Source organism: Psychrobacter sp. S1-30-MNA-CIBAN-0213 (assembly GCF_040309845.1).
Taxonomy (GTDB): Bacteria; Pseudomonadota; Gammaproteobacteria; order Pseudomonadales; family Moraxellaceae; genus Psychrobacter.
The window spans coordinates 51,309-73,263 of sequence record NZ_JBEOPE010000012.1 but is presented as its reverse complement, the minus strand read 5'-3'; the positions used below and the strand labels follow the sequence as shown (position 1 = coordinate 73,263).

Annotated in this window: 18 protein-coding genes, 1 tRNA gene and 1 pseudogene; 8 read left to right on the top strand and 12 right to left on the bottom strand. The window is 42.0% G+C overall.

Translation table 11 applies throughout. The features are described from left to right. The 4 genes from AAEY87_RS11285 to AAEY87_RS11270 form a co-directional block, all read right to left on the bottom strand. Positions 1–714 carry an MAE_28990/MAE_18760 family HEPN-like nuclease gene (locus AAEY87_RS11285; protein ID WP_350657248.1) on the bottom strand — a complete coding sequence of 238 codons (714 nt, stop codon included), beginning with the start codon at positions 712–714 and terminating at the stop codon, positions 1–3. Next, complete coding sequence (locus tag AAEY87_RS11280; RefSeq protein WP_350657247.1) at positions 707–1,849, bottom strand: GmrSD restriction endonuclease domain-containing protein; 1,143 nt, start codon at positions 1,847–1,849, stop codon at positions 707–709. The genes AAEY87_RS11285 and AAEY87_RS11280 overlap by 8 nt, the downstream gene beginning before the upstream one ends. 8 nt (positions 1,850–1,857) lie before the next feature. Beyond that, the gene (locus AAEY87_RS11275) at positions 1,858–3,135 is read right to left on the bottom strand and encodes a DNA methyltransferase (RefSeq protein ID WP_350657246.1); all 1,278 of its coding nucleotides are present in this window, start codon (positions 3,133–3,135) and stop codon (positions 1,858–1,860) included. 337 nt (positions 3,136–3,472) lie between these two features. Further along, positions 3,473–4,420, bottom strand: coding sequence for an NAD(P)-dependent oxidoreductase (locus AAEY87_RS11270; protein ID WP_350657245.1), 948 nt, complete (start codon positions 4,418–4,420; stop codon positions 3,473–3,475). 212 nt (positions 4,421–4,632) lie between these two features. Here AAEY87_RS11270 and AAEY87_RS11265 point away from each other — a divergent pair, with 212 nt between their 5' ends. Then, on the top strand, positions 4,633–6,018 hold the full coding sequence (locus tag AAEY87_RS11265; RefSeq protein ID WP_350657244.1) for a valine--pyruvate transaminase: 1,386 nt from the start codon (positions 4,633–4,635) through the stop codon (positions 6,016–6,018). A gap of 49 nt (positions 6,019–6,067) precedes the next feature. Here AAEY87_RS11265 and AAEY87_RS11260 read toward each other — a convergent pair whose 3' ends face one another. The 3 genes from AAEY87_RS11260 to hisB form a co-directional block, all read right to left on the bottom strand. Beyond that, entirely contained in the window at positions 6,068–6,457 is a 390-nt protein-coding gene (locus AAEY87_RS11260) for a hypothetical protein (RefSeq protein WP_068038701.1), read from the bottom strand. A 285-nt stretch (positions 6,458–6,742) separates the two neighbouring features. Next, positions 6,743–7,387 carry an imidazole glycerol phosphate synthase subunit HisH gene (gene hisH, locus AAEY87_RS11255; RefSeq protein WP_350657243.1) on the bottom strand — a complete coding sequence of 215 codons (645 nt, stop codon included), beginning with the start codon at positions 7,385–7,387 and terminating at the stop codon, positions 6,743–6,745. Further along, on the bottom strand, positions 7,388–8,044 hold the full coding sequence (hisB, locus tag AAEY87_RS11250) for an imidazoleglycerol-phosphate dehydratase HisB (RefSeq protein ID WP_068329895.1): 657 nt from the start codon (positions 8,042–8,044) through the stop codon (positions 7,388–7,390). It lies immediately after the preceding gene. Between the two features lie 376 nt (positions 8,045–8,420). On the opposite strand from hisB, the gene AAEY87_RS11245 reads away from it, so the two are divergent. Continuing rightward, on the top strand, positions 8,421–8,843 hold the full coding sequence (locus tag AAEY87_RS11245; protein ID WP_350657242.1) for a hypothetical protein: 423 nt from the start codon (positions 8,421–8,423) through the stop codon (positions 8,841–8,843). 122 nt (positions 8,844–8,965) lie between these two features. Next, positions 8,966–9,041: transfer RNA gene (locus tag AAEY87_RS11240), tRNA-Phe, on the top strand. Positions 9,042–9,152: 111 nt separating this feature from the next. Here the strand turns inward: AAEY87_RS11240 and AAEY87_RS11235 are convergent. Then, entirely contained in the window at positions 9,153–9,527 is a 375-nt protein-coding gene (locus AAEY87_RS11235; protein WP_350657241.1) for a hypothetical protein, read from the bottom strand. 205 nt (positions 9,528–9,732) lie between these two features. Between AAEY87_RS11235 and AAEY87_RS11230 the strand changes: the two genes are divergently transcribed. The 3 genes from AAEY87_RS11230 (at position 9,733) to AAEY87_RS11220 (ending at position 12,851) form a co-directional block, all read left to right on the top strand. Beyond that, positions 9,733–10,233, top strand: coding sequence for a DUF4385 domain-containing protein (locus AAEY87_RS11230; protein ID WP_350657240.1), 501 nt, complete (start codon positions 9,733–9,735; stop codon positions 10,231–10,233). 130 nt (positions 10,234–10,363) lie between these two features. Then, positions 10,364–11,041, top strand: coding sequence for a phosphoglycolate phosphatase (locus AAEY87_RS11225; RefSeq protein WP_350657239.1), 678 nt, complete (start codon positions 10,364–10,366; stop codon positions 11,039–11,041). 100 nt (positions 11,042–11,141) lie between these two features. Next, positions 11,142–12,851: a formate--tetrahydrofolate ligase gene (locus tag AAEY87_RS11220; protein ID WP_350657238.1), complete on the top strand. Its 1,710-nt coding sequence runs from the start codon at positions 11,142–11,144 to the stop codon at positions 12,849–12,851. Between the two features lie 13 nt (positions 12,852–12,864). Here AAEY87_RS11220 and AAEY87_RS11215 read toward each other — a convergent pair whose 3' ends face one another. Further along, on the bottom strand, positions 12,865–14,451 hold the full coding sequence (locus tag AAEY87_RS11215; RefSeq protein ID WP_350657236.1) for a YifB family Mg chelatase-like AAA ATPase: 1,587 nt from the start codon (positions 14,449–14,451) through the stop codon (positions 12,865–12,867). 558 nt (positions 14,452–15,009) lie between these two features. Between AAEY87_RS11215 and AAEY87_RS11210 the strand changes: the two genes are divergently transcribed. After that, the gene (locus tag AAEY87_RS11210) at positions 15,010–17,457 is read left to right on the top strand and encodes a penicillin acylase family protein (protein WP_350657235.1); all 2,448 of its coding nucleotides are present in this window, start codon (positions 15,010–15,012) and stop codon (positions 17,455–17,457) included. A 447-nt stretch (positions 17,458–17,904) separates the two neighbouring features. Then, the gene (gene hemN, locus AAEY87_RS11205) at positions 17,905–19,443 is read left to right on the top strand and encodes an oxygen-independent coproporphyrinogen III oxidase (protein ID WP_350657234.1); all 1,539 of its coding nucleotides are present in this window, start codon (positions 17,905–17,907) and stop codon (positions 19,441–19,443) included. 88 nt (positions 19,444–19,531) lie between these two features. Here hemN and AAEY87_RS11200 read toward each other — a convergent pair whose 3' ends face one another. The 3 genes and pseudogenes from AAEY87_RS11200 to AAEY87_RS11190 form a co-directional block, all read right to left on the bottom strand. Next, positions 19,532–20,392, bottom strand: a complete 861-nt coding sequence (locus AAEY87_RS11200; RefSeq protein WP_350657262.1) for an SPFH domain-containing protein — start codon at positions 20,390–20,392, stop codon at positions 19,532–19,534. A gap of 341 nt (positions 20,393–20,733) precedes the next feature. Further along, positions 20,734–21,189, bottom strand: a pseudogene (locus tag AAEY87_RS11195) (NfeD family protein); the annotation flags it as partial. A gap of 223 nt (positions 21,190–21,412) precedes the next feature. Further along, the gene (locus tag AAEY87_RS11190; protein WP_350657233.1) at positions 21,413–21,952 is read right to left on the bottom strand and encodes a porin family protein; all 540 of its coding nucleotides are present in this window, start codon (positions 21,950–21,952) and stop codon (positions 21,413–21,415) included. Positions 21,953–21,955: the final 3 nt, after the last annotated feature.

Genomic DNA, 21,955 nt, shown 5'->3' with positions numbered 1-21,955 from the left:
CTACACAGGTAAAGTAAGATTATGTTGTCGGTGAAATTTATCATTACTTATATAATCTATAACTAAATTTTTAATTTCTCTAAGTACTTTCCAAATAATAGATTTTATCTCTATATATTCATTATATGATATTCCTTCGAAACGGCTTCCATGAGCGAAGTTGTTTCTTAATTGAAGCAATCTATTAATTTCACTAAACTCTCTATCATCAATATTTACTACATCGAAACCCAATCTGAAAAATATTTTTTTAAGTACGTCTGGTTTCAAATTTGACTCAGTATCAACTATATTATCAACTTTTAATTTTAATGATGTAGTTAAAATCTGTTCTAGATTCTCAAAAAACTCTACCCTACGTCCTAGCTCTTTAAAGATAGGTTCATGTTCCTTTGGGAAAAGAGGATTTTTCTTATCAGGGTTTTTTAAAGCACCAAATTCAGAATGTAAACTACTTGCTATCAAAGGAAATACTACATCTTTACAGTTAAGGTTACAGCTATTTAATGCATTAACATAAACAGTAAACATTAACTTAGCATGTCCTTCAAAATGCGCGTAAAGAAATAAAACTAGAGGTTTAGTCTCAATTGTTTTTTCTTGCTCATCTATGTTTTCATCTGATGAGATACGATTTTCAAAGTGTCTTAACTCTTCTTCTCGCCAAGCTAAATCTGTTTCTATTTCAGTTAACACATCGTTTAAATTAATCATTTTCAAACTCTATTTCAGATAGTTTATTACTAGCAAATCTAATGCGATCGTCTAACGCATTTTTGGTATTCTTACCACCGCCAGTAGTCATTGAAATAAAATCCGGATCTAACTTTATTGTTATAATTACTTCTTTAACAAGCCTGATGTGTTCAGCATTATCTGTATCAATTACATCAACTAATGGGATAATTGCTTGAGGAAATACTTCATAATGATAGCTTCTAAAGTTGTTTTGCAAACCATCTCTAGCCTTATTGTTCGAAGAGAATGCTTGCTCTCCCATCGATAAACTTAAAATTTTAAAAACTTTTTTAAATACCACCTCTTCTTCGCTATAATTAAAATCAACATGATTTTTTTCTTTTTCAGGTAAGGCTACACTTTCCATATAATCATCTAGAAAATCGCCTATATTCTTTACATAATTATTACTATTATTTTTAAATGCAAAAAACTTTAAAATCAGCTCTTCTCGATAAGCATTTCTTGATTTTGAGTCCGATATATTATCTGTTACACTTTTAAAGTATTTTTCTTCAGATAGTTTTCTTAAAAAATCAGGGAAAGCTATATCTAGAATTCTAATTGTACAGTTTCTTACTTCCTGTGGCTCCAAAATTTCGCCACCGGTATTCAAACGCTTAAACATATGATAACGGAACATGGGATCACTGTCTTTTCTAATAATTTGCATACGAATAAAGCTACGCTTAATTCGTATTTGTAACGAGCTAGGTAAGTCATCGAAAGTTTTACCATCTAGCTCACTGACAATATCACAATCTGTAAGTTCTAACCTATCACCTTCTTTAATATCCAAGTGTTCAGCATTGCGTAGTGTACCTCGAAAATGTAAATAACTAGATATGCGTTGTAGGCCATCAATTAGATCGTACTGCTTTTCATCAGTTTCAGTAACATAAATAGGAGGTATAGGCATTTCAAGAACTAAGGATTCAATAAAACGTGATTGCTTAGCATTAGACCAACGGAATAAACGTTGAAAATCAGGATTAATATTTAACTCTCCACTTTCATACATATCTGCCAGCTCATTGAATGACAAGTCATACTGAGAGGTATGAATACTTCTTATATTAGATTCAATTATACTTACTAAGTCATTAGTCATAACTTATCCTATTTCTTAAAGTGGAGAACAGATTCGTAGATAGGCTTTCTACTTCTGTAATTTAATGATTTACTATTGATATTAGAAAGTGATCGAGCTTCAAAATCCACTTTACCTTCCAGTCTTAAACCTGAATTAAATGCTATCTCTTCAATAAATAAAGGTAAGTTATTATGAAGGTCTTTATAATAAGAGTCTTGAACTACAAGTATTGCATCACCATCAGCTTTTAATACTCTATTTATTTCTTTAATTGACTCTTCCATGCTAGAAAAGTACTGGATATGGTTTTTTAAATAGTAAGACTTAGAAGCAACGGAAGGGTGTTCTGACATTTGCCTTAAGAATTTATAGCAGGATTCGCCCCAGCTAAAGCTGATATCATGGTTTGAGTCGTCAATTGCTGTAGTTCCTATCATTTCATTTCTGAGATTTTTGAAGTACGTGCTTTCAAAACCCAAAACAGCCAACTCTGGCTTAGTTAGAACAGCATAGTCTATCCTAGTACAGTAAGGAGGAGACGTGACTATTAAATCTATTTCACTACAATCAATTGAAATATCTTGAGAGTTGCACACTCTAAATTCGGTTGAGACACTCTGTGGTATATACTTGCGTTGACCTACTAAAAATATTTGTTTATCAACCTCTACATTAAATAAATCCAATATTTTATTCTTAGAAATACTTATTTTCTCATCATTCTTTTTTGGAGTTTTAATCCATGATGGGTTCGACGTTGGATACTTTATTTTTATTAAATTTTTTGTGATTTTGAAAATTGCTATATAGAAGAAACTAGCGATATCTGAAAGTTTGTTGATGTCAATTGTAATACTTTCTCTATTTCTCTCATTAACTAAGAGTTTATATATTGCGTAGTCCAACATACGTAATATTTTCACACTCTTATAGTCAAACCATTGTAATAAAGGGTCAATTTCACTATATAATTCAACTGCTCTTTTATTTCTAACCTTATTAATGATTTCTGAGCATATTGGTTTTATAGACAAAGAATAGTTGTTAATTATTAAATTCGCTTTAGCAACCGTTGCCATTGCTGGGTTTATGTCTAAACCTATAGATGAAATACCTAATCCATGAGCTACTCTATTAGTTAAACCTGTACCTGTCCATGGATCTAGAACCAGCATATTGTCTTTTTTAAACATTTGGATTGAAGCGTCGACAAAGTCATACGAAAAACCAGCGTAATAGGGATATAAAGATGTCCCATTGGTTTGTTCTTTTTTATTTAACTTAGGCGAAGGAAGGTTATACATTTTTGAATCAAAATCTAGTGAGTGTTGATATTAGTATAAACGATATTGACTTTCAAATTGTAAGATTAAAATGAATTATTAAAAGAAACGATTTTCTCAACTACTAATAACCACTTTGGGGAGCGGTTTAGCCCTGATTGCAGCGGTAGCTTTGTGGGCTGTGGCGCTTACAGCACCTCGCACAGGAGTGGTCGCTCGGACGTTGGAACGCTACTGTGCCTAGGTGCTGTGCGCCGCAGACTGCCAACTACAAGCAAAAAGCAGGATTAGCTCCAAAACCCAAGTCTCAAAGCCTCAAACCAAAACCCTCTCAACTCACATCTCAGTTATTTTAATTCTAACTATTTTCAATAAAGTCATTGATTTGGCGAGTGATTATCTTCCATAGTTTGACTTGCGAGGCGCGGCTGCCTGCACCCATATGCGGGGTTAGAATGATGCGAGGATGACCTTCATTGGCAAGCTGCACAATCGGATCATTTTCGCCGGCAGGTTCTTGTTCAAAGACATCAGTAGCATAGCCGAGTATTTGCTCCTGTTTGACTGCGCTAGCTAAGGCCTCGCTATCGACAATCTTGCCACGTGCGACGTTGACCAGTAGCGGTTTTTTGCTCATTTTGCTTAGGGTGTCTTGGTTAATGAGATGTTTGGTTTCCTCGGTGAGCGGGCAATGTATGGTGATGACATCGGACTTGCTCAGTACGGTTTCAAAGTCGGTGTAGTCGTCATTACGAGGCTTGCGACCTTGGCGCTCTGCCCATAGGACGTTCATGTCATAGGCTTTGGCAAGCTTAGTGATCCGCTTACCAATGTCACCGATACCAATCATACCAATGGTTAAGCCCTCGAGGTCAATGGCCTCAGCATCGATAATGTCGGCTCGGCCTTTCTCCTTCCATTCGCCACTTTTAACTTTGTTGTGATAATGGATACTGGCACGCATGGCGCTGAGTAGTAGCATCATGGTGTGCTCGGCGACGGTGGCGCTGGCAAAATCTGGTGCGTTGAGGACTTTGACGTCATTGTCTTCGCAGGCTTGTTTGTCAATATGGTTGGAGCCGACAGAGAGGAGCTGGATGAGTTTGAGATTGGGTAGCGCCTCAATCACTTCACGCTCGATACGTAGGGAGCCATTAATCATGATGTCGGCATCTTGACAGCGCTCAATGATGGTTTTATTGTCTTGTGGAGTTTCTTCAAAGGCGACGTAGTCCGTTATTTTTTTGGGGGTAGGTCGCTCTAGGTCGGCAGCAAATCTTTTTTCCTCGAGTAATACGGCTTTCATGGGGTACTCCTTTTTTAGTAATAGCTCTTTTATTTAAAACTTACTATATAAGGGTTACAGCTGAGGATGTGTTAGCGTTTGTTAGACATCGGACAAGCTCTTGTGTATTAAGGTCTGCATCAAGCAAGGTTGTTTACTCACCTCGTCGCCGTCATTTGATATACTAGCGCCACTTTACCAATTAATAACCTCCTACACCTCACGGTAACCTTATGAAATTCTCAAAATTTGGTCAAAAGTTCACCCAAACCACTGGCATCTCACAATTGATGGACGATCTGGGCGATGCACTAAAAAGCGACAAGCCCGTCAATATGCTTGGTGGTGGTAACCCTGCGCGTATCGATGCGGTCAATGAAGTGTTTTTGCAGACCTATCAAGCGCTTGGGCAAGATATCCTCAATGCCGAACAAGACGCCAGCGTAAAAGAGAAGCACTCGGACAACACTGCGCTTAATAGCATGAGTAACTACTCAAATCCACAAGGTGACGCGGCGTTTATTGATGCGTTGGTCGACTTCTTTAATCGCCATTATGATTGGAACTTGAGCGCGGACAATATTGCACTGACCAATGGTTCACAGAATGCTTTCTTTTATTTGTTCAATCTATTCGGCGGGGCCTTTAGTGATAATAAGCTTGATGAGCACAATCAAGATAAAGACAGCCAATCAGTAGACAAATCTATCCTGCTACCACTCGCCCCTGAATATATTGGCTATAGTGACGTGCACGTAGATGGTCAGCACTTTATGTCGGTGTTGCCGCATATCGACGAAGTCACTCATGATGGCGAAGAAGGCTTCTTTAAATATCGGGTGGACTTTGAGGCGTTAGAGAACTTGCCCGCTTTGAAGGAAGGTCGTATTGGCGCGATTTGCTGTTCACGTCCGACCAACCCAACCGGTAACGTGTTGACTGATGAGGAAATGAATCATTTAGCCGAGATTGCCAAACGCTACGATGTACCGCTGATTATCGATAATGCTTACGGCATGCCGTTCCCTAATATCATTTATTCAGATGCGCATTTAAACTGGGATGATAATACGATTCTTTGCTTTAGCCTGTCCAAGATTGGCTTACCCGGCGTACGTACTGGCATCATCGTTGCGGCCCCTAAAGTGATCGCAGCGGTAAGCGCCATGAATGCGGTGGTCAATCTAGCCCCTACCCGCTTTGGTGCAGCCATTGCCAAGCCATTGGTAGAAAACGACCGTATCAAGCAGCTATCGGACAACGACATCAAGCCGTTTTATCAGCAGCAAGCAAAACTGGCTGTGAGACTTTTGAAAGAAGCGCTGGGTGATTATCCTTTGATGATTCATAAGCCAGAGGGTGCGATATTCTTTTGGCTATGGTTTAAAGACTTGCCGATTACCACGCTTGAGCTGTACGAACGCCTCAAAGAAAAAGGCACGCTCGTCGTACCAAGTCAGTTCTTCTTCCCTGGTGTCGATGTTAGCGACTATCAGCACGCGCACGAATGTATTCGTATGAGTATCGCTGCCGACGAGCAGACGCTCACTGATGGTATTGCAGTGATTGGTGAAGTGGTGCGTGAGCTTTATGATGAGGCTGCAAATAAGAATTCTTAAAGCACTTTATCGTAGGAATGGTTAATTATAGAAATAAAAAACGGACTCATTAGTAGTCCGTTTTTTTGTGCCGTTTAGTCATGGATTGAGGTTTATTGGTTGGATGAAAGATTGTCGTCCACTTATTCAATGCATGAAGCACATAGGGTACCAAGCAAGTATTGATAAGATCACGGATACTTGCCTTTATGTCTATCATTCCTAATGCAGAAAAACCTCTTGGCCTAATAATATGGAGGTTGTCTAAATACTCACCCAATAAAGCAATGCCAGTCACCACGATTAACGCCATGAATGACCTAATACCTTGCTTTTTGATGATGGGCAGCAGCACAAGCAGGCATAGCAAATAAACGCCGACGCCAACATAGATATGCAGAGCATCTTTGGCCAGTCCGGTTATTTCAATGATATCGATTTTAAAGGCAGTAAAGTCCACTGGGTTGTTCCAAATTTAAGATGCCCTAGACTAACCGATAATGCTGATGCTGAATAGCATTTTTAATAGTGATGCTAGGTAGCAAAGAGAAAATTGGCAAAACTACGACACATAGTCGCAAGGTCACGATATTGCCGCTAGCCCCGACTATAGCGGTATCCTGCTAACGACGATGGCGTTGCGGACTAGGTCTGGGAGTGGTCGCTCGGTTTTAGATGGAACGCTACCAGACCTATAAGTCTGCACGCCAGCGTCTAGGCAGATACAAGCGTAAGGCGGGATTGGCTACACATCCCACTCAACGAAGTTCTTTAACAGTTGCAAGCCAGCGGTGTGGCTTTTTTCTGGATGGAACTGGGTGGCAAATAAGTTGTCTTGAATAACACTGGCACAAAACGGCTGACCATAGTCACAAACAGCAGCCACTTGCGTGCTATCGGCAGGCGCGCAGTAATAGCTGTGCACAAAGTAAAAGTGCGCGTTGTCGCCTATGCCATTCCACAATGGATGGTCAAAATCCATACCGCTAATGGTATTCCAGCCCATGTGCGGTACTTTAATCGTGGCGCCCTGCTCATCCGTCCACGTCGGGTCAAAGGCTTTTACCGTACCATTCAAGATACCCAAACAATCCGTACCGCCATTCTCAGCAGTTTGTTCAAATAACGCCTGCATTCCAACACAGATGGCCATGACAGGCTTATTAAATATCGCCTGACGCACAACCTCATCAATGCCAGCATCGTGCATACCAATCATGCAATCGCGCATGGCACCGACACCAGGGAAAACGATTTTGTCGGCAGCAGCGACGACTTTTGGGTCATTGGTGATAGAGACTTCTGCACCTACCGCTGATAGTGCTTTGCCAGCTGAGTGCAAATTACCCATGCCATAATCTAATAGTGCAATCTTTGTAGCTCTACTCATCTAGAACGCCTCTTTGGTCGACGGTAGCGTATTCAACGCACGCTCATCATATTCACACGCCATACGCAGCGCACGAGCAAAGGCTTTAAAAGTAGATTCGATTTGGTGATGGCTGTTTTTGCCTTTGAGATTATCCAAATGCACCGTCATCCAAGAGTGATTGACGAAGCCGTAGAAGAACTCACTAAATAAATCGACATCGAACTTACCCACGTGTGAACGGGTAAAAGGAATGTCCATATGCAAACCAGGACGACCTGACAGATCAACGACTGCGCGCGTTAAAGCTTCATCAAGTGGCGCATAAAAATGCCCATAACGACGGATGCCTTTCTTATCGCCTAAAGCTTTATTAAAGGCTTGACCAAGCGTGATACCGGTATCTTCCACGCTATGGTGATCATCGATAAAGGTATCGCCCGTACATTTGATGTCTAAGTCAAACAAACCGTGACGCTTGATTTGATCAATCATGTGATCCAAGAATGGCACACCAGTGTCTACAGTGCCTTGACCCGTACCATCAAGATTAACGGTACAGGTAACTTGCGTCTCTGCAGTAATACGCTCGACGGTGGCGATACGTTCAGGGCGACCATGTAGGTTAAGATTTGAAGATGGATTTTGCTCAGATGTCGTTGTTGAATTGGCGGTCATGTCTACTCTCTATCAATGAAAAGCGGTCAATAAAATAGGACGAAAAAGCGCCCAATAAATTGTCATTCGTATCTAAATCAGATAATAACGGAAAAATCCAAAAGAGGGGGTAGTGTCTAGGTAAAATGCCCAGTTATTCGGTTGCTTACATAGGTTTCTTACCTAAGTTGATTACATAACTTTTATGCATTAGCTTCATGTATAAGAAACACTGCCTAGCCTCATCATAGCAAACCCTAACCACTACTGCCACGACCAAGCAGTAAACCACGCACAAAATCATGTCATTCTGCTAAAATAGTGAATTCAGTTTTATCAATCATTACCCGTACTGATTCTACAACGCCATGCTATATCAACTTACTAGGAACCAACTATGCCTTTAGAAGCGATTGCCATCAATAGCTTGGATGCCCCACTCATTAAGAAACCTGCACGTGAGAATGAGTTATCTGAGCGCCTGCATGCCTTGTATGATAGCGATGATGCGCAGCCTGATGGTGCAGAAGTATTAAACATCATCGAGCAAGGTTTTAAGCGTGGTCAGTATCTTTACGTCGGTATGTTTAATGATAAGCCTATCGCCACCGTTGCCTGCTTTGATGATGGGCAAACTGATGCCAAGCGCTTGCAGTATCTTACCGTGCATGCAGAAAATCGAAAACGCGCCATCGATGCCAAGTTTATTAAATTGGTTTATGATGCCGAAGTGAAAAAAGGTGTACGTGAATTTGTCCCTGTTGATGCGGATATTCACCGTATCATGAGCGAATATGAGCTACTGCGTGTTAAGGATTAATCCTAAGGTTAAAACCTTGGATTGAGCTTATATTTGACTATTTATGCCTTTTTATCGCCTATTATGCAAAAACCACTTGACAGTAACGCCTATATTTAGTTTAATAGCGCCTCAACGAAGACGGCTCGATAGCTCAGTCGGTAGAGCAACGGATTGAAAATCCGTGTGTCGGCAGTTCGAACCTGCCTCGAGCCACCATTCGTTTAAGAATTCTAAAAAGCCCCGAACAGTAATGTTTGGGGCTTTTTTTATGCTTAATTTTTATGGCCTTTTATATAGTAAGTTAGATAGTCAGTCCATAGTAAGACACTACTCTTGATACAGCCGACCGCGTAATAGCAGATTACAACGCTCACGCGAATCCAAATCATAAATCGTCGCGCGGTAATCAATACCGTGACGCCCTTCAAAAAATATCACTCGATCGCCCACTGCTAAAAAACAAGAAGTACGGGCATCATAGATGAAACCATCAATCACGAATGCCAAATCACGATCTATCTCGCGCACCGTATAGGTCTCACCTTGCGGAATCAAACGCTCAAACCATGCGCTATGAGCCGCATTAGTGCTTAGCACACTTGTGAGTAGCAGCGCTGATATCATGAGCACGCTTGTTAATGACATCGTAAAAGTCGAGCCAGCTAAGCTGATTTTATTTATAGTCTTTTTATTCACTGTCATGACATCTACCTACTCAGACCTGCTCAATAATTGATTCTACTAATGACTCTTCTCATGCTAAACGCTTACTGTCACGGTTGCATAACATTTTTGTGCTGTTTTTTAGACGGCTGCGCTCAGTATACTCGATAGTATTGATAATGATAAATTTGACAGCTGAATTTTACCAATATTGATACTAGATGATTACTAATAGGGACAAGCTATGAGAGAGTTTGATTATGATTTGGATTATAAAAATTTAGACTTGCGCGCACAGCCTGAGCTTTACCGCGTCGGTCGCGGTGAACAAGGCGTATTATTGGTAGAACCTTATAAGTCCGAAATCCTGCCGCACTGGCGCTTTGCCACGCCTGATATTGCGACAGAAAGTAGCGAGACTATTTATCAGATGTTTTTAGATTATCTGGCTGACGATGACTTTGTCGGTGCAGATATGGCGCGCAAATTTATTCAAATGGGTTATACCCGCGCCCGCCGTTACGCCAATCATAAAGGCGGCAAAAAGTATAAGGGACCAGTGCCTGATGATAAAAAAGGCCAAAGCGGGGCCCATGGGCGCGAAGAATTACCACGGCAAGAGGAAGATCCGATTAAAGCAGAATCTGCCCGTATTTTTAAACGAAAATGGGATATGTGCCGTGAAAATGAAACCTATCTAAAGATGAAAAAGGAGCATCGTGAGCGCTATAAAGAGGTTGAATAGTAGATATTAAAAACACTAGTAACAGTTAGTTTTAACGGTTTGTTGTGCTATGGTAATACAGGATAAAAACCTAAACTTTAAATCTAATAACTTAAAAAACGAATGCAATACTTCTAGGTAGCGAGGAATAATGGATAAGCAACTTTTAATTTTTGACTTCGATGGTACCTTAATTGATAGTGTGCCAGATTTGGCTGATGCGACTAACACTATGTTAACCACGCTTGGTAAAGAAACCTACTCTCTCGACACCATACGCAACTGGGTCGGCAATGGCTCAAGGATGCTGGTCGAGCGCGCATTGGTGGGTAAGATAGAGGTCTTAGAAGGTGAATTAACGGTCGAGGAAGCCGATCACGCCGAGCAAGTATTTTTTGATGCCTATAACAATATTAGTGGCAGCAAAACCGTTGCCTACCCAGATGTAGACAGCGGACTAAAAAAACTCAAAGCAGCGGGCTATACGTTGGCATTAGTGACCAATAAACCCATTCGTTTCGTCCCCAAAATCCTGCAATCCTTTGGCTGGCAGGATTTATTTGTAGAAGTCTTAGGCGGTGATAGTCTGCCCGTTAAAAAACCAGATCCCGCTCCTCTACTGCATGTCTGTGAGGCGTTAGATGTCACCCCAGACCAAGCGGTCATGATTGGTGATTCAAGAAACGATATATTAGCTGGACAAAACGCCAGTATGAACACACTTGGATTGTCTTATGGTTATAACTATGGGCAAGACATTCGAGATCTAAACCCTACCGAAGCATTTGATGACTTTGCTGCCTTGGTTAAATACCTCTTAAAGGCTTAATATTTTAGAAGATTGGCCTTTTAATAGAACTAGAATAATTAATTGATAAGCAAATAACCCTTTACCCTACGCACTTGCATTCTGCGACGAGACCTTTGATATGACCGTACCTAGCGATATTGCCATCGCCCAAAATGTTACCTTACAGCCCATCAATGACATTGCACAAAAACTTGGTTTATCAGCTCCACATATCGAACCTTACGGACATTTTAAGGCAAAAATAAATCCAGCCGATGTGTTTGCCATGCCAGTTAAAAATAAGCAGAGCAAGTTGATACTGGTCACTGCTATTAACCCAACACCTGCTGGCGAAGGCAAAACCACGGTCACCATCGGCTTGGCTGATGCTCTGAACCTCATACACAAGCAACAAAACAGCGGTGAGAGAACGGTGGTTGCCATACGTGAGCCATCCATCGGCCCGGTATTTGGGATTAAAGGCGGTGCAGCTGGCGGCGGTTACGCGCAAGTACTACCTATGGAAGATATCAACCTGCATTTTACCGGTGACTTTCATGCGATTGGGGCGGCAAATAACCTGCTGGCAGCGCTATTAGACAACCATATCTATCAAGGTAACGAGCTGAATATCGACCCAAAGCAAGTATTCTGGCGTCGTGCGGTAGATATGAATGATCGTCAACTGCGCAATATTATCAGCGGTATCGGCAAGACCACAGATGGCGTGATGCGTGAGGATGGTTTTGATATTACTGTCGCCTCTGAAGTGATGGCTATCTTGTGCTTGGCGACAGACTTAAACGATTTAAAACAGCGCCTAGGTAATATCTTAATAGCTTATAACAAAGACAAACAGCCAATCTACGCCAAAAACCTCAATGCTCATGGTGCAATGGCGGTACTGTTAAAAGAAGCCATTAAACCCAATTTAGTCCAAACGATTGAGGGTACGCCTGCCATCGTCCACGGCGGTCCATTTGCCAATATCGCCCACGGCTGTAACTCCGTTATTGCAACCCGCGTTGCCATGCATTTGGCAGACTATACGCTTACTGAGGCGGGTTTTGGTGCCGACCTTGGTGCGCAAAAGTTCTGTGATATCAAGTGTCGATTGTCAGGATTGAAACCTGATGCGGCCGTTATCGTCGCTACCATTCGAGCGTTAAAATACAATGGGGGCGTGGCTAAAGACAATCTAACCACTGAAAACTTAGCAGCGCTTGAGCAAGGCCTGCCAAATCTAATGAAGCATATCGAAAATATGCAAGAAGTCTATGGACTGCCCGTAGTCGTCGCCATTAACCAGTTTGTCAGTGATACCGACGCTGAGGTTGAGTTGGTACGGCAAGCTTGCCTAGAAAAAGGCGTGGAAGTTGCCTTAACGCAAGTATGGGAGAAAGGCGGCGCTGGCGGTGAAGAATTAGCAAATTCTCTGCTTAATTTGCTCAATGACAACAGTCATAAACCCAGCCAATTTCGTTTAGCTTATGACAGTGACAACAGTATTGCGGATAAAATTCGCACGATTGCGCAGCGAATCTATGGGGCCGATGATATTGATATCAGCAGCGCAGCTCAGTCCAAAATACGCCGCCTAGAAGAACTCAATCTCGATAAGATGCCAGTTTGTATCGCCAAAACCCAGTATTCGCTTAGTGATAATGCCAAATTACTGGGGCGGCCTACGGGTTTTAATATTCATGTGCGCGATATCAGCATATCCTCTGGCGCAGGTTTTATCGTGGTGATTTGTGGCCCTATTATGAAAATGCCCGGCTTACCCAAACGCCCTTCAGCGGAGCATATTGATTTAGACGAAAATGGTAATATTACTGGGCTTTTTTGAATTCAACAATAAATTATTTGCTACGATAACTCAGCGCCTCAGACACATGGGCGCTAGTAATGTCGATACTATCGGCAAGATCTGCGATAGTGCGTGCGACTCGTAATACTCTATGGTAGCCTCGGGCAGATAAATTTAGGCGTTGCTGAGCGAGCTGTAGTAATTGCTGTTCACCCTCGCCCAACTGAATATACTTGTCAATCTCGCTAGGGCTAAGCTCGTTATTTACTTTCTGTTGGCGCTTTAATTGATGCTTATGAGCAACAGCTACTCGAGTGCGTACCTGCTCAGATGTTTCGCCAGCCTGAGCATTTTGCAAGTCTGCAATCGGTAACGCTGGCACAGTAATATGCAAATCAATACGATCAAGTAGCGGGCCTGATAGTTTGTCTTGATAGCGCTTAATCTGTTCAGGTCGGCAACGACAACGGCCTGATGTATCGCCATCATAGCCGCAAGGGCAAGGATTCATCGCCGCCACCAATTGAAAATTTGCTGGAAAGGTCATTTGCGAGTTGGCACGGCTAATGGTGATTTGCTTCGCTTCTAACGGCTGGCGTAATACTTCTAACACGGTACGATCAAATTCAGGCAATTCATCGAGAAATAAAACGCCCTTATTCGCAAGGGTAATCTCACCAGGTTTGGGGCGAGAACCACCACCGACCAGTGCCACGGCTGAGATGGTGTGATGCACTTGTCTAAATGGGCGCGTACCATAATCGTAATCACTATCTGCCACTGAATAGGTACTGGCAACCTCTAACGCGTCCTCGTCACTTAAATCAGGCAGGATAGTCGGTAGCCGCGATGCCATCAACGTCTTGCCCGAACCAGGTGGCCCTGTAAATAACAGAGAGTGACCACCTGCAGCGGCAATCTCTAATGCTCGCCTAGCATGATGCTGACCTTTTACATCCGCCAAATCTACTTTATATCCTGTATGCTGCTGTGCCGGACTGGGCTGAACGACCTCTAAACACTCATAATTAGCATTTGGATTGGTCAGTGATTGCAAATGATCACAAACGGCTTTTAGACTATCCGCTGCTAATATCTCTATCCCCTCGACACGGCTAGCCTCAGCACCATTATCTATCGGTACGATTAACTGCGCTGCTTGTGGTTCTTGCAGCTGCTCATTCAGTTGTGATTTATTATTTTTTGACGCCTTCGATACTTTTGACGTTTTTAAGGCTAACGCTTCCGCTTTTATCGCTCGAGCGACAGCCAAGCTACCTGTCACCTGCCGTAGATTTCCATTTAACGCAAGCTCACCGATAAACTCAAACCCTGATAGTACTTCTGGATCCAATTGATCGCTGGCTGCCAAAATACCAATGGCAATAGGCAAATCCAGCCTAGCGCCATCTTTGGGCAGGTCTGCTGGTGCTAAATTAATCGTCAGACGGCGATTGGGAAACTGAAATCCCGAATTAAGAATCGCTGAGCGCACTCTATCTTTGCTCTCGCGTACGGCAGCTTCTGGTAGACCCACAATCGTTAACGCTGGCAAGCCTTGTGATAAATGAACTTCAATGATGACCTTTGGGGCATGCAAACCGACGACTGAACGGGTATAGACTTGGGCAAACGACATCAGCGTTTCCTAATATAGAGAGCTATTGATAATAGAGCATTATTTATCAACGCGCAAATGTCGTGTTTTATTGTTTATAAACGTATCAAGTTGCAATGGTCTGAAATTACGAGTTTGGAATTAAGATAATTCATTAGCTAGTCTATAAAATGCGCGATAGCAGTCTAAGTTTTTGTTGTTCAACACTTTAAAAAAGAAGCTCGCTTCTAGATATAAGCCAAACGATAGAAAATTTATACCTTAATAGCTTCATTAATTTGCTAGCAAAGACAATTAAAGTTGGTATATGATAAACGAGTGCTCTTATGCTTAATCTTATTTAACAAAGACTTACGGCTTACACTTCATTGATAACTTCTTATGACTGTTGGTACTGATATAAGGACATTCTAAAACCTGAACCTCAACCTCAACCTCAACCTCAACCTCAACCTGAAATATCGAAGACCAGCAAGAGCATTATTGGCAATAAAAGGAATTTATTGATCATGTAAAGCTTAATGGTTAGCTTTTGCCACAGCTTTACATAACACCAATTAACCATGGATGGGTAAGCTTATGAGCATCAAAGTGCTTAATCAGCGTGTATGCACACTCACGCTATTGACGGTAGCAGTATTATTAGGATTGTCCGGCTGTTTCGGAGATGACGATGATAACTCTTACACTCCTTCTGTGACGTATTCAGCAGATATCCAGCGTACTGAATTCGGCATACCACATATCACTGCTAAGAATTATAAAGGTCTAGGCTACGGTGTAGGCTATGCTTTTGCTGAAGATAATATCTGCTCGTTGGCGCGTGAAATTGTGATTGCTAATGGTCAGAGTATGCTTTATCTAGAAGATGACGGTAACGTCGCTAGTGACATCTTTTATACGTGGTATAACTCCCAAACCCGACGTGCTGAATTCTTAGCGGCTCAAGACCCAGAAGTTATCGACGCTGTCAAAGGCTATGCTGCTGGCTATAGTCGCTATTTACGCGATAAAGGCGTGGCTAATCTTGACCCTGATTGTGCCGGAGCTAAATGGGTACGTGAAATCAGTGTCGATGATTTGCTAGCTCTTTATGGTAAAGCCAACTTGCGCGGTGGATTATCTAACTTTGTGGGTCCAATCGTTGCAGCAGCGCCACCAGCACAGAACAGCATAATGAGTAGCTCTAGAATGCGTTCTATTGGCCCAGAACCCGAAGTTGAATTTGATATGACCACCATCAATGTACTAGATGGCGGCAGTAATGCTTATGCGTTAGGCAAAGATGTGACCGATACCAAAAGCGGTATATTATATGGCAATCCACACGAACCGTGGAACGGAGTCCAGCGCTTTTATCAATTCCATCTTACCTTACCCGGTGAGCTTGACGTCATGGGTGCTGCCCAACAAGGTCAACCGTTCCCCAATATCGGCTTTAACAAAGATGTCGCTTGGAGTCATACTGTTTCTACCGCCAAACGCTTTACTCTTTATCAGTTGAGCCTAGTGAACGGCGACCCCATGAAGTACAACTATAAAAATAGTGACGGTAGTGTCGAACAACGTGACATCGAGAAGGTCGATGTGACTATCCAATTGCCTAATAATGAAACGTTGGTGCAGCCCATCTATCTTTCGCATTTTGGTCCTATGCTAGCGGTTGATAAGGTTAACGGTGGCTTGCCAGCTTGGGGTGCTAATAATTTGGCATTTACGATTCGTGATGCAGCATCGGAGAACCCACGATCACTTAATCAATGGCTGGGCATAAACAAAGCCACCAGTGTTGAAGGTTTAAAAGATAGTATGCAAGATATCGTCGGCTTAGGGTTTGTTAATACCATTGCCACTGACAGAAATGGCAAAGCACTTTACGCTGATATCTCGACAGTACCTCATGTTACGACACAAAAATTAAATACCTGTATTACCAATCAACCATATCTACAAGCGTTGGTTAGCTTCGACTTGCCAGCACTAAACGGCAGCACGGCTGACTGTGAATGGGGTAATGATGCAGACTCACCACAAGCGGGCATCTTTGGACGCTCAAACTTGCCATTCTTAATTCGTAATGACTATGTCGCCAACTCAAATGACAGTTATTGGTTGAGCAACCCTGAAGAGCCACTAACTGGTTTTTCACCACTGCTACGTCGACGCTTGCAGCCATTTGTAGGGCCTAATCCTGTAAACGGTGTGCCGCTGCTGATGCGTACTCGCATGGCATTTGAGCAGATATTAGATCGACTCGACAATTCGGACGGTCTTGGTGGTACTAAATTTACTGTAGACAACCTTCAAGATGCCGTTTATGGCAATCGCAGTTATGTTGCCGAGTTGGTACTTGACGATGTATTAGCGGATTGTAATGCCAATCCAATCATGCCGTTAACTAGTGGTGCAACCATCGATGCTACTCAAGCTTGTAACGTGCTAACCAACTGGGATCGTCGTGACAATCTTGATAGCAAAGGCGCTCACGTATTTAGAGAGTTCTGGCGTAATGTCAACTTCACTGAAACAACTGATGCTGCGTTTAATGTTAAATTTGATGTGAATGATCCGCTCAATACGCCTCGCGATTTAATCATCGATAGTGATACGCGTAAAGCTTTAGGTGATTCAATCGCGTTTTTTAATGGCAAAAACATAGCCCTTGATGCCAAGTTAGCGGATCTACAATATGTAATCGATGCAGGCTTGAACAACGCAAAAATCCCTATGCATGGCGGGCTGGGACGTGAAGGAATATTCAACGTTGCACAAGGTCAAGGTTTAAATGAGGATGGTACCTATAAACCAATTAGTAACGGTCCAACTTATATGCAGACAGTGACCTTTGATGATAAAGGGCCTGTTGTAGAAGCGTTGCTGGCCTACTCGCAATCGGCGGATACCACAAGACCGTATCACCGTGACCAAACGCGTCGCTACTCGAATAAAGAGTGGATTCGCCTACCTTTTAGCGCTAGTGAAATCTCCAATCAAGCGGTTGGTAATAAGATTAAATTAAGAGAATAGCTCTAGGGTAAATTGAAGTAAATATTATAAACACATACATAAGACCTCAGATAAACTCTGGGGTTCTTTGCTTATCATCGAAAAAGTATATCTAATAACTGATTAACAACGACCGTAGTTTTCTAAAAACTAAATAGACTATTAGCCCTTATTCTATACTACGAGGTTAAATCAGAGTGGCAGAAGACGAATTGACAATCAGTGAGCGCCAATATTTACAGTCTTTTTTGGACAATAATTCTTTAAACAATTAATTCATAGCTCTTGAGTCAAGTGTGAGGGTACAAAAATCAATCAACCACCACAATAATAGTAAGGATTTGCTATAATAGTCACTATATATTTAGCCATTAATACCCTATCAAAAACTTTGATAGACCATGTTTTAGCCTTTAAAGTATAGCTATTTTTATCTTAGATAGATGGATTTGGTATAAGGAATGCCCCATGAGTGATGTGAACAGTAACACCCAGCAGCCTTACAACCATGCTAATGAGCAGCCTACTACGGTACGCCCTGTCATGCAGCCTGATAATCCGTATGCCAGTACGCGCGGCAGCATCATGACTAAACAGCTACCAGCATTCGATAAAACGATAATCAATAAATATAACCGTTCAGGGCCACGCTATACCTCCTACCCGACCGCTTTAGAATTCTCACCGATACCTGACGACCTTGAGACAAAAATCCTGCAAAATCGAGAAGCTCGCGCTCCACTATCCTTATATTTTCATATTCCATTCTGTCGTCATCTTTGCTACTACTGCGCTTGTAATAAAATTATCACCAAAAAAAATAGCGACTCAGGCGATTATCTTCAATATCTCATCAAAGAGATTAAGCACAAACGTCGCTTATTATCTGCGCCAGAAGATAGTAGCAAGCCACTCGTTAAACAGTTGCATTTAGGCGGTGGTACGCCAACATTTCTTAGTGATAATGAGATGGTACAACTTTGGGAGTTTTTACAGACGCAGTTTGAGTTTTTACCTAAAAATGAAGGTGACTACTCTATCGAGATCGATCCACGTGAGCTGGGTGATAATACCCTAAAGACTCTACGCAACCTTGGCTTTAACCGAGTCAGCTTGGGCGTGCAGGATTTAGACGAGACCGTACAAATCGCGGTCAATCGCGTACATTCAGCAGAGTTGATTGAAAACGTGCTCATTGAAGCACGTGACTTAGGTTTTCATTCTATCAATATTGACCTGATCTATGGCCTGCCACATCAGACGCCAGATACCTTGGACAAAACGGTACGCCGTATCATCGAGATGTCGCCAGATCGTCTATCGGTATTTAACTATGCGCATCTACCAGAGCGCTTTAAAGCCCAACGTCAAATTAAAGATGAAGACCTGCCAAATCCAGCAGCTAAGCTCACTATGCTTGGCAATACCATCAATACGCTGACCGAAGCTGGCTATCAATATATCGGCATTGACCACTTTGCCAAGCCCGATGATGAACTGGCTGTCGCACAGCGCGAAGGCAAATTACACCGTAACTTCCAAGGGTACACCATCATGGGTGACTGTGACTTGCTAGGCTTTGGCGTCTCATCCATCAGTCAAATTGCCAATGCCAATACCCGCTATATCCTACAAAACGATACGGATCTACAAACTTATCAAGCCAGTATCGATGCGGCGCAAAACAACCCTACTGTCATGCCAGCGGTAAAAGTTATTAAAACGTCTATTAAAGATCGCTTGCGTGAATATGTGATTATGAATTTACTCTGTCATGACTATATTGACTTTAGAGACGTTAATCAGAAATTCGGTATCGATGCCATTACTTACTTTATTGATGAAATTCAACAGTTGGGCGAGATGCAAGAAGATAAGCTCATCGATATGGATGCCGCCGGTATTCGTGTCTTACCGAAAGGTCGTCTATTAGGGCGTAACGTGGCCATGGTGTTTGATGAATATCTTGATAAGAAACATAAAAATCGCTTCTCTAAAGTGATTTAATTTTATTATCTTCTAAATTAAAAAGTAGCCATAAAAAAGACCTCAGTTGAGGTCTTTTTCGTGTATGTTTATAGTCGTCTATCGTCTGTTAAACTTTTAATTTATCACCAACCATACCCTTAACCGTACTTAAAATATCAGCAGGTATCACAACCATTTTCGAGTTGTCAGACTCAGCTAACTCGCGAATAGCTTTGATGTACTGCTCACCAAGCAAGTAGACAATCGGCATCTCTTCCTCTCCTACTGCACCAGTAATCAAGCGAATAGATTCTTCAGACCCTTTGGCCAGTACGACTTGCGCTTCTGCATCGCGGCGTGAGGCTTCTAGGCGACCGTCGGCCTCTAGGATAGCTGCTTGCTTTTGACCATCAGCACGGGTCACTGTTGCACGACGTTGACGCTCGGCAGCTGCTTGCTCTTCCATCGCCATCTGCATGGTTGCTGATGGGTTAATATCTTGAATCTCAACGGTCTTTAGAGTGATACCCCAATCAGAGATATCTTCTGAAATCGCATGCTTAAGCTTAGCTTTGATTTCATCACGACTAGATAAAGCACTATCAAGATCCATCTCACCGATAATTGAACGTAATGAGGTTTGTACTAGATTGCGAATACCGTACTCGTAGTCTTCAATACCGTAGACCGCTTTGTCAGGACGTACGATATTGATATAAGCGACTGCGTTAGCGATAATCACTACGTTATCGCGGGTAATCACTTCTTGTGACGGAATGTCTAATACAATATCTTTGGTCGTAACTTTATAGGCCACCGTATCGATAAAAGGAATAATTAACGTCAGACCAGGCTCTAGTGTTTGGTTATACTTACCTAAGCGCTGCACAATCCACTTATAGCCCTGCGGTACAATACGCACGCCCTTAAAGACGGTAAAGGCAATTAGGGCAACCAATACCAGCATAACGATACTAATACTATTCATGCCACTCAAGATACTATTCATAATGCTCTCCTTGAACCATTGCCATCAATGGTGCAGCAATGTCTTATTTATTTAATCTATACAAATCCGATGTATCTTACGATATTAAAAGTAATTGCTATGCTGAAAAGGAAGTAATATCTCATGCTACTAAGTAAACGTTACCAATAAAACACTTAAACCTATCACTTGTCAGTGAATTTTTTCTTTAGGCGATCTCTATCAAGACCCGGTTTATTGAGATTTAACCTATTAACCTGAGCTTTACCTGCGACAGAATGACTGCCAACAGCAGGGGTAATATTAGGCTGATTAATAATAGGCGCTTCTATACGCTTGGTTGGCGCAACAATCAGCTCGTTACCACTGATATCAGTGACGACAACTCGATCACCCACCTCTACCGCTTCATCATTTGTCCGGCATGGCCATTCATCTGCACCCACAATTGGTACATTGAAACGTACCATCCCAAGTTTACCTGCTTGCGGCTTAACGACAATCATACCAGTTTCACCGATAATCACACTGCCACCCAGTCCAGCTTTTGTACGGTCTACCGATAATGGCTTGATGTATTTGACCCAAGCAAACATAAACAATACCGACAAAGCTAGCCAGATAATGACTTGCAGTATTAAAGGAACGGGTAACAGCCATGATAGCGCAGCAACGATAATAGCAGCAGCACCAAACCAAAGGCTTGCAAAGGTAGGAATAAATATCTCAGCAATCATTAATAAAAAGCCCAATACGAGCCAGTGCCAAGGTTCAATCATCCAAATAGCTTCAATCATCGCCGTACCCTCCTTTGCAGTTCTAGCTTTTAATGTAGCACATTTTGACGCTTAATAATGTCTTAAAAATCAATACCGTATTGTCGTTTATAGTAAGATACTACTTAGTTCATGAAGATATATTTTTTGAATAAATTTAAGCAAAAAAAAACGACCACATTGAGTGATCGTTTTTTCTGCTAGGCTTTGAGGCCTAATTTTCTTAACTTATCTATTGATAAGCTTAGAATTTTAGATGTGCACCAACTGTCATAAGGTCCGCATCGCTACCTAATACGTCATACTCAGCTTCAACACTGAAGTCAGGGTTTACTGAATAACCTAGACCTACACCACCAGCAAGACTGGTATCATCGTCTGAGAAAGAGACTCGGTTAGTACCGACTGTGTAATTACCTTCTACTTCAGTCTTTGCAACACCCAGTTTACCTTTGGCGTATAGTCCAGTATTTGGGAAAGCGTAGCGGTAAGTACCATAGGCACCGTATGTCTTAGCATCAATGTCACCATTTCTATAATCGGCATCATCTGAACCTACATACTCAGCTTCAATACCAAAGTTAGGATCGAAGTTATAACCGCCATATACACCGTACGCTGTTGGATCATCAGCACCATTAACATCTAGGTCAAACTGACCAACTTTTACACCAACGTATGGTTGACCAGTATAGCCATTACCATAAGATACAGCGGCTTGTGCGCTCACGCTTAATAAAGAACCAGCTGCTAACGCAAGTAGAGTTTTTTGTAGAGTTTTCATTGT

Coding starts and splice junctions, on each gene's coding strand:
- AAEY87_RS11285 (WP_350657248.1), bottom strand. CDS start 714: ATGATTAATTTAAACGATGTGTTAACTGAAATAGAAACAGATTTAGCT.
- AAEY87_RS11280 (WP_350657247.1), bottom strand. CDS start 1,849: ATGACTAATGACTTAGTAAGTATAATTGAATCTAATATAAGAAGTATT.
- AAEY87_RS11275 (WP_350657246.1), bottom strand. CDS start 3,135: ATGTATAACCTTCCTTCGCCTAAGTTAAATAAAAAAGAACAAACCAAT.
- AAEY87_RS11270 (WP_350657245.1), bottom strand. CDS start 4,420: ATGAAAGCCGTATTACTCGAGGAAAAAAGATTTGCTGCCGACCTAGAG.
- AAEY87_RS11265 (WP_350657244.1), top strand. CDS start 4,633: ATGAAATTCTCAAAATTTGGTCAAAAGTTCACCCAAACCACTGGCATC.
- hisH (WP_350657243.1), bottom strand. CDS start 7,387: ATGAGTAGAGCTACAAAGATTGCACTATTAGATTATGGCATGGGTAAT.
- hisB (WP_068329895.1), bottom strand. CDS start 8,044: ATGACCGCCAATTCAACAACGACATCTGAGCAAAATCCATCTTCAAAT.
- AAEY87_RS11245 (WP_350657242.1), top strand. CDS start 8,421: ATGCCTTTAGAAGCGATTGCCATCAATAGCTTGGATGCCCCACTCATT.
- AAEY87_RS11235 (WP_350657241.1), bottom strand. CDS start 9,527: ATGACAGTGAATAAAAAGACTATAAATAAAATCAGCTTAGCTGGCTCG.
- AAEY87_RS11230 (WP_350657240.1), top strand. CDS start 9,733: ATGAGAGAGTTTGATTATGATTTGGATTATAAAAATTTAGACTTGCGC.
- AAEY87_RS11225 (WP_350657239.1), top strand. CDS start 10,364: ATGGATAAGCAACTTTTAATTTTTGACTTCGATGGTACCTTAATTGAT.
- AAEY87_RS11220 (WP_350657238.1), top strand. CDS start 11,142: ATGACCGTACCTAGCGATATTGCCATCGCCCAAAATGTTACCTTACAG.
- AAEY87_RS11215 (WP_350657236.1), bottom strand. CDS start 14,451: ATGTCGTTTGCCCAAGTCTATACCCGTTCAGTCGTCGGTTTGCATGCC.
- AAEY87_RS11210 (WP_350657235.1), top strand. CDS start 15,010: ATGAGCATCAAAGTGCTTAATCAGCGTGTATGCACACTCACGCTATTG.
- hemN (WP_350657234.1), top strand. CDS start 17,905: ATGAGTGATGTGAACAGTAACACCCAGCAGCCTTACAACCATGCTAAT.
- AAEY87_RS11200 (WP_350657262.1), bottom strand. CDS start 20,392: ATGAATAGTATTAGTATCGTTATGCTGGTATTGGTTGCCCTAATTGCC.
- AAEY87_RS11190 (WP_350657233.1), bottom strand. CDS start 21,952: ATGAAAACTCTACAAAAAACTCTACTTGCGTTAGCAGCTGGTTCTTTA.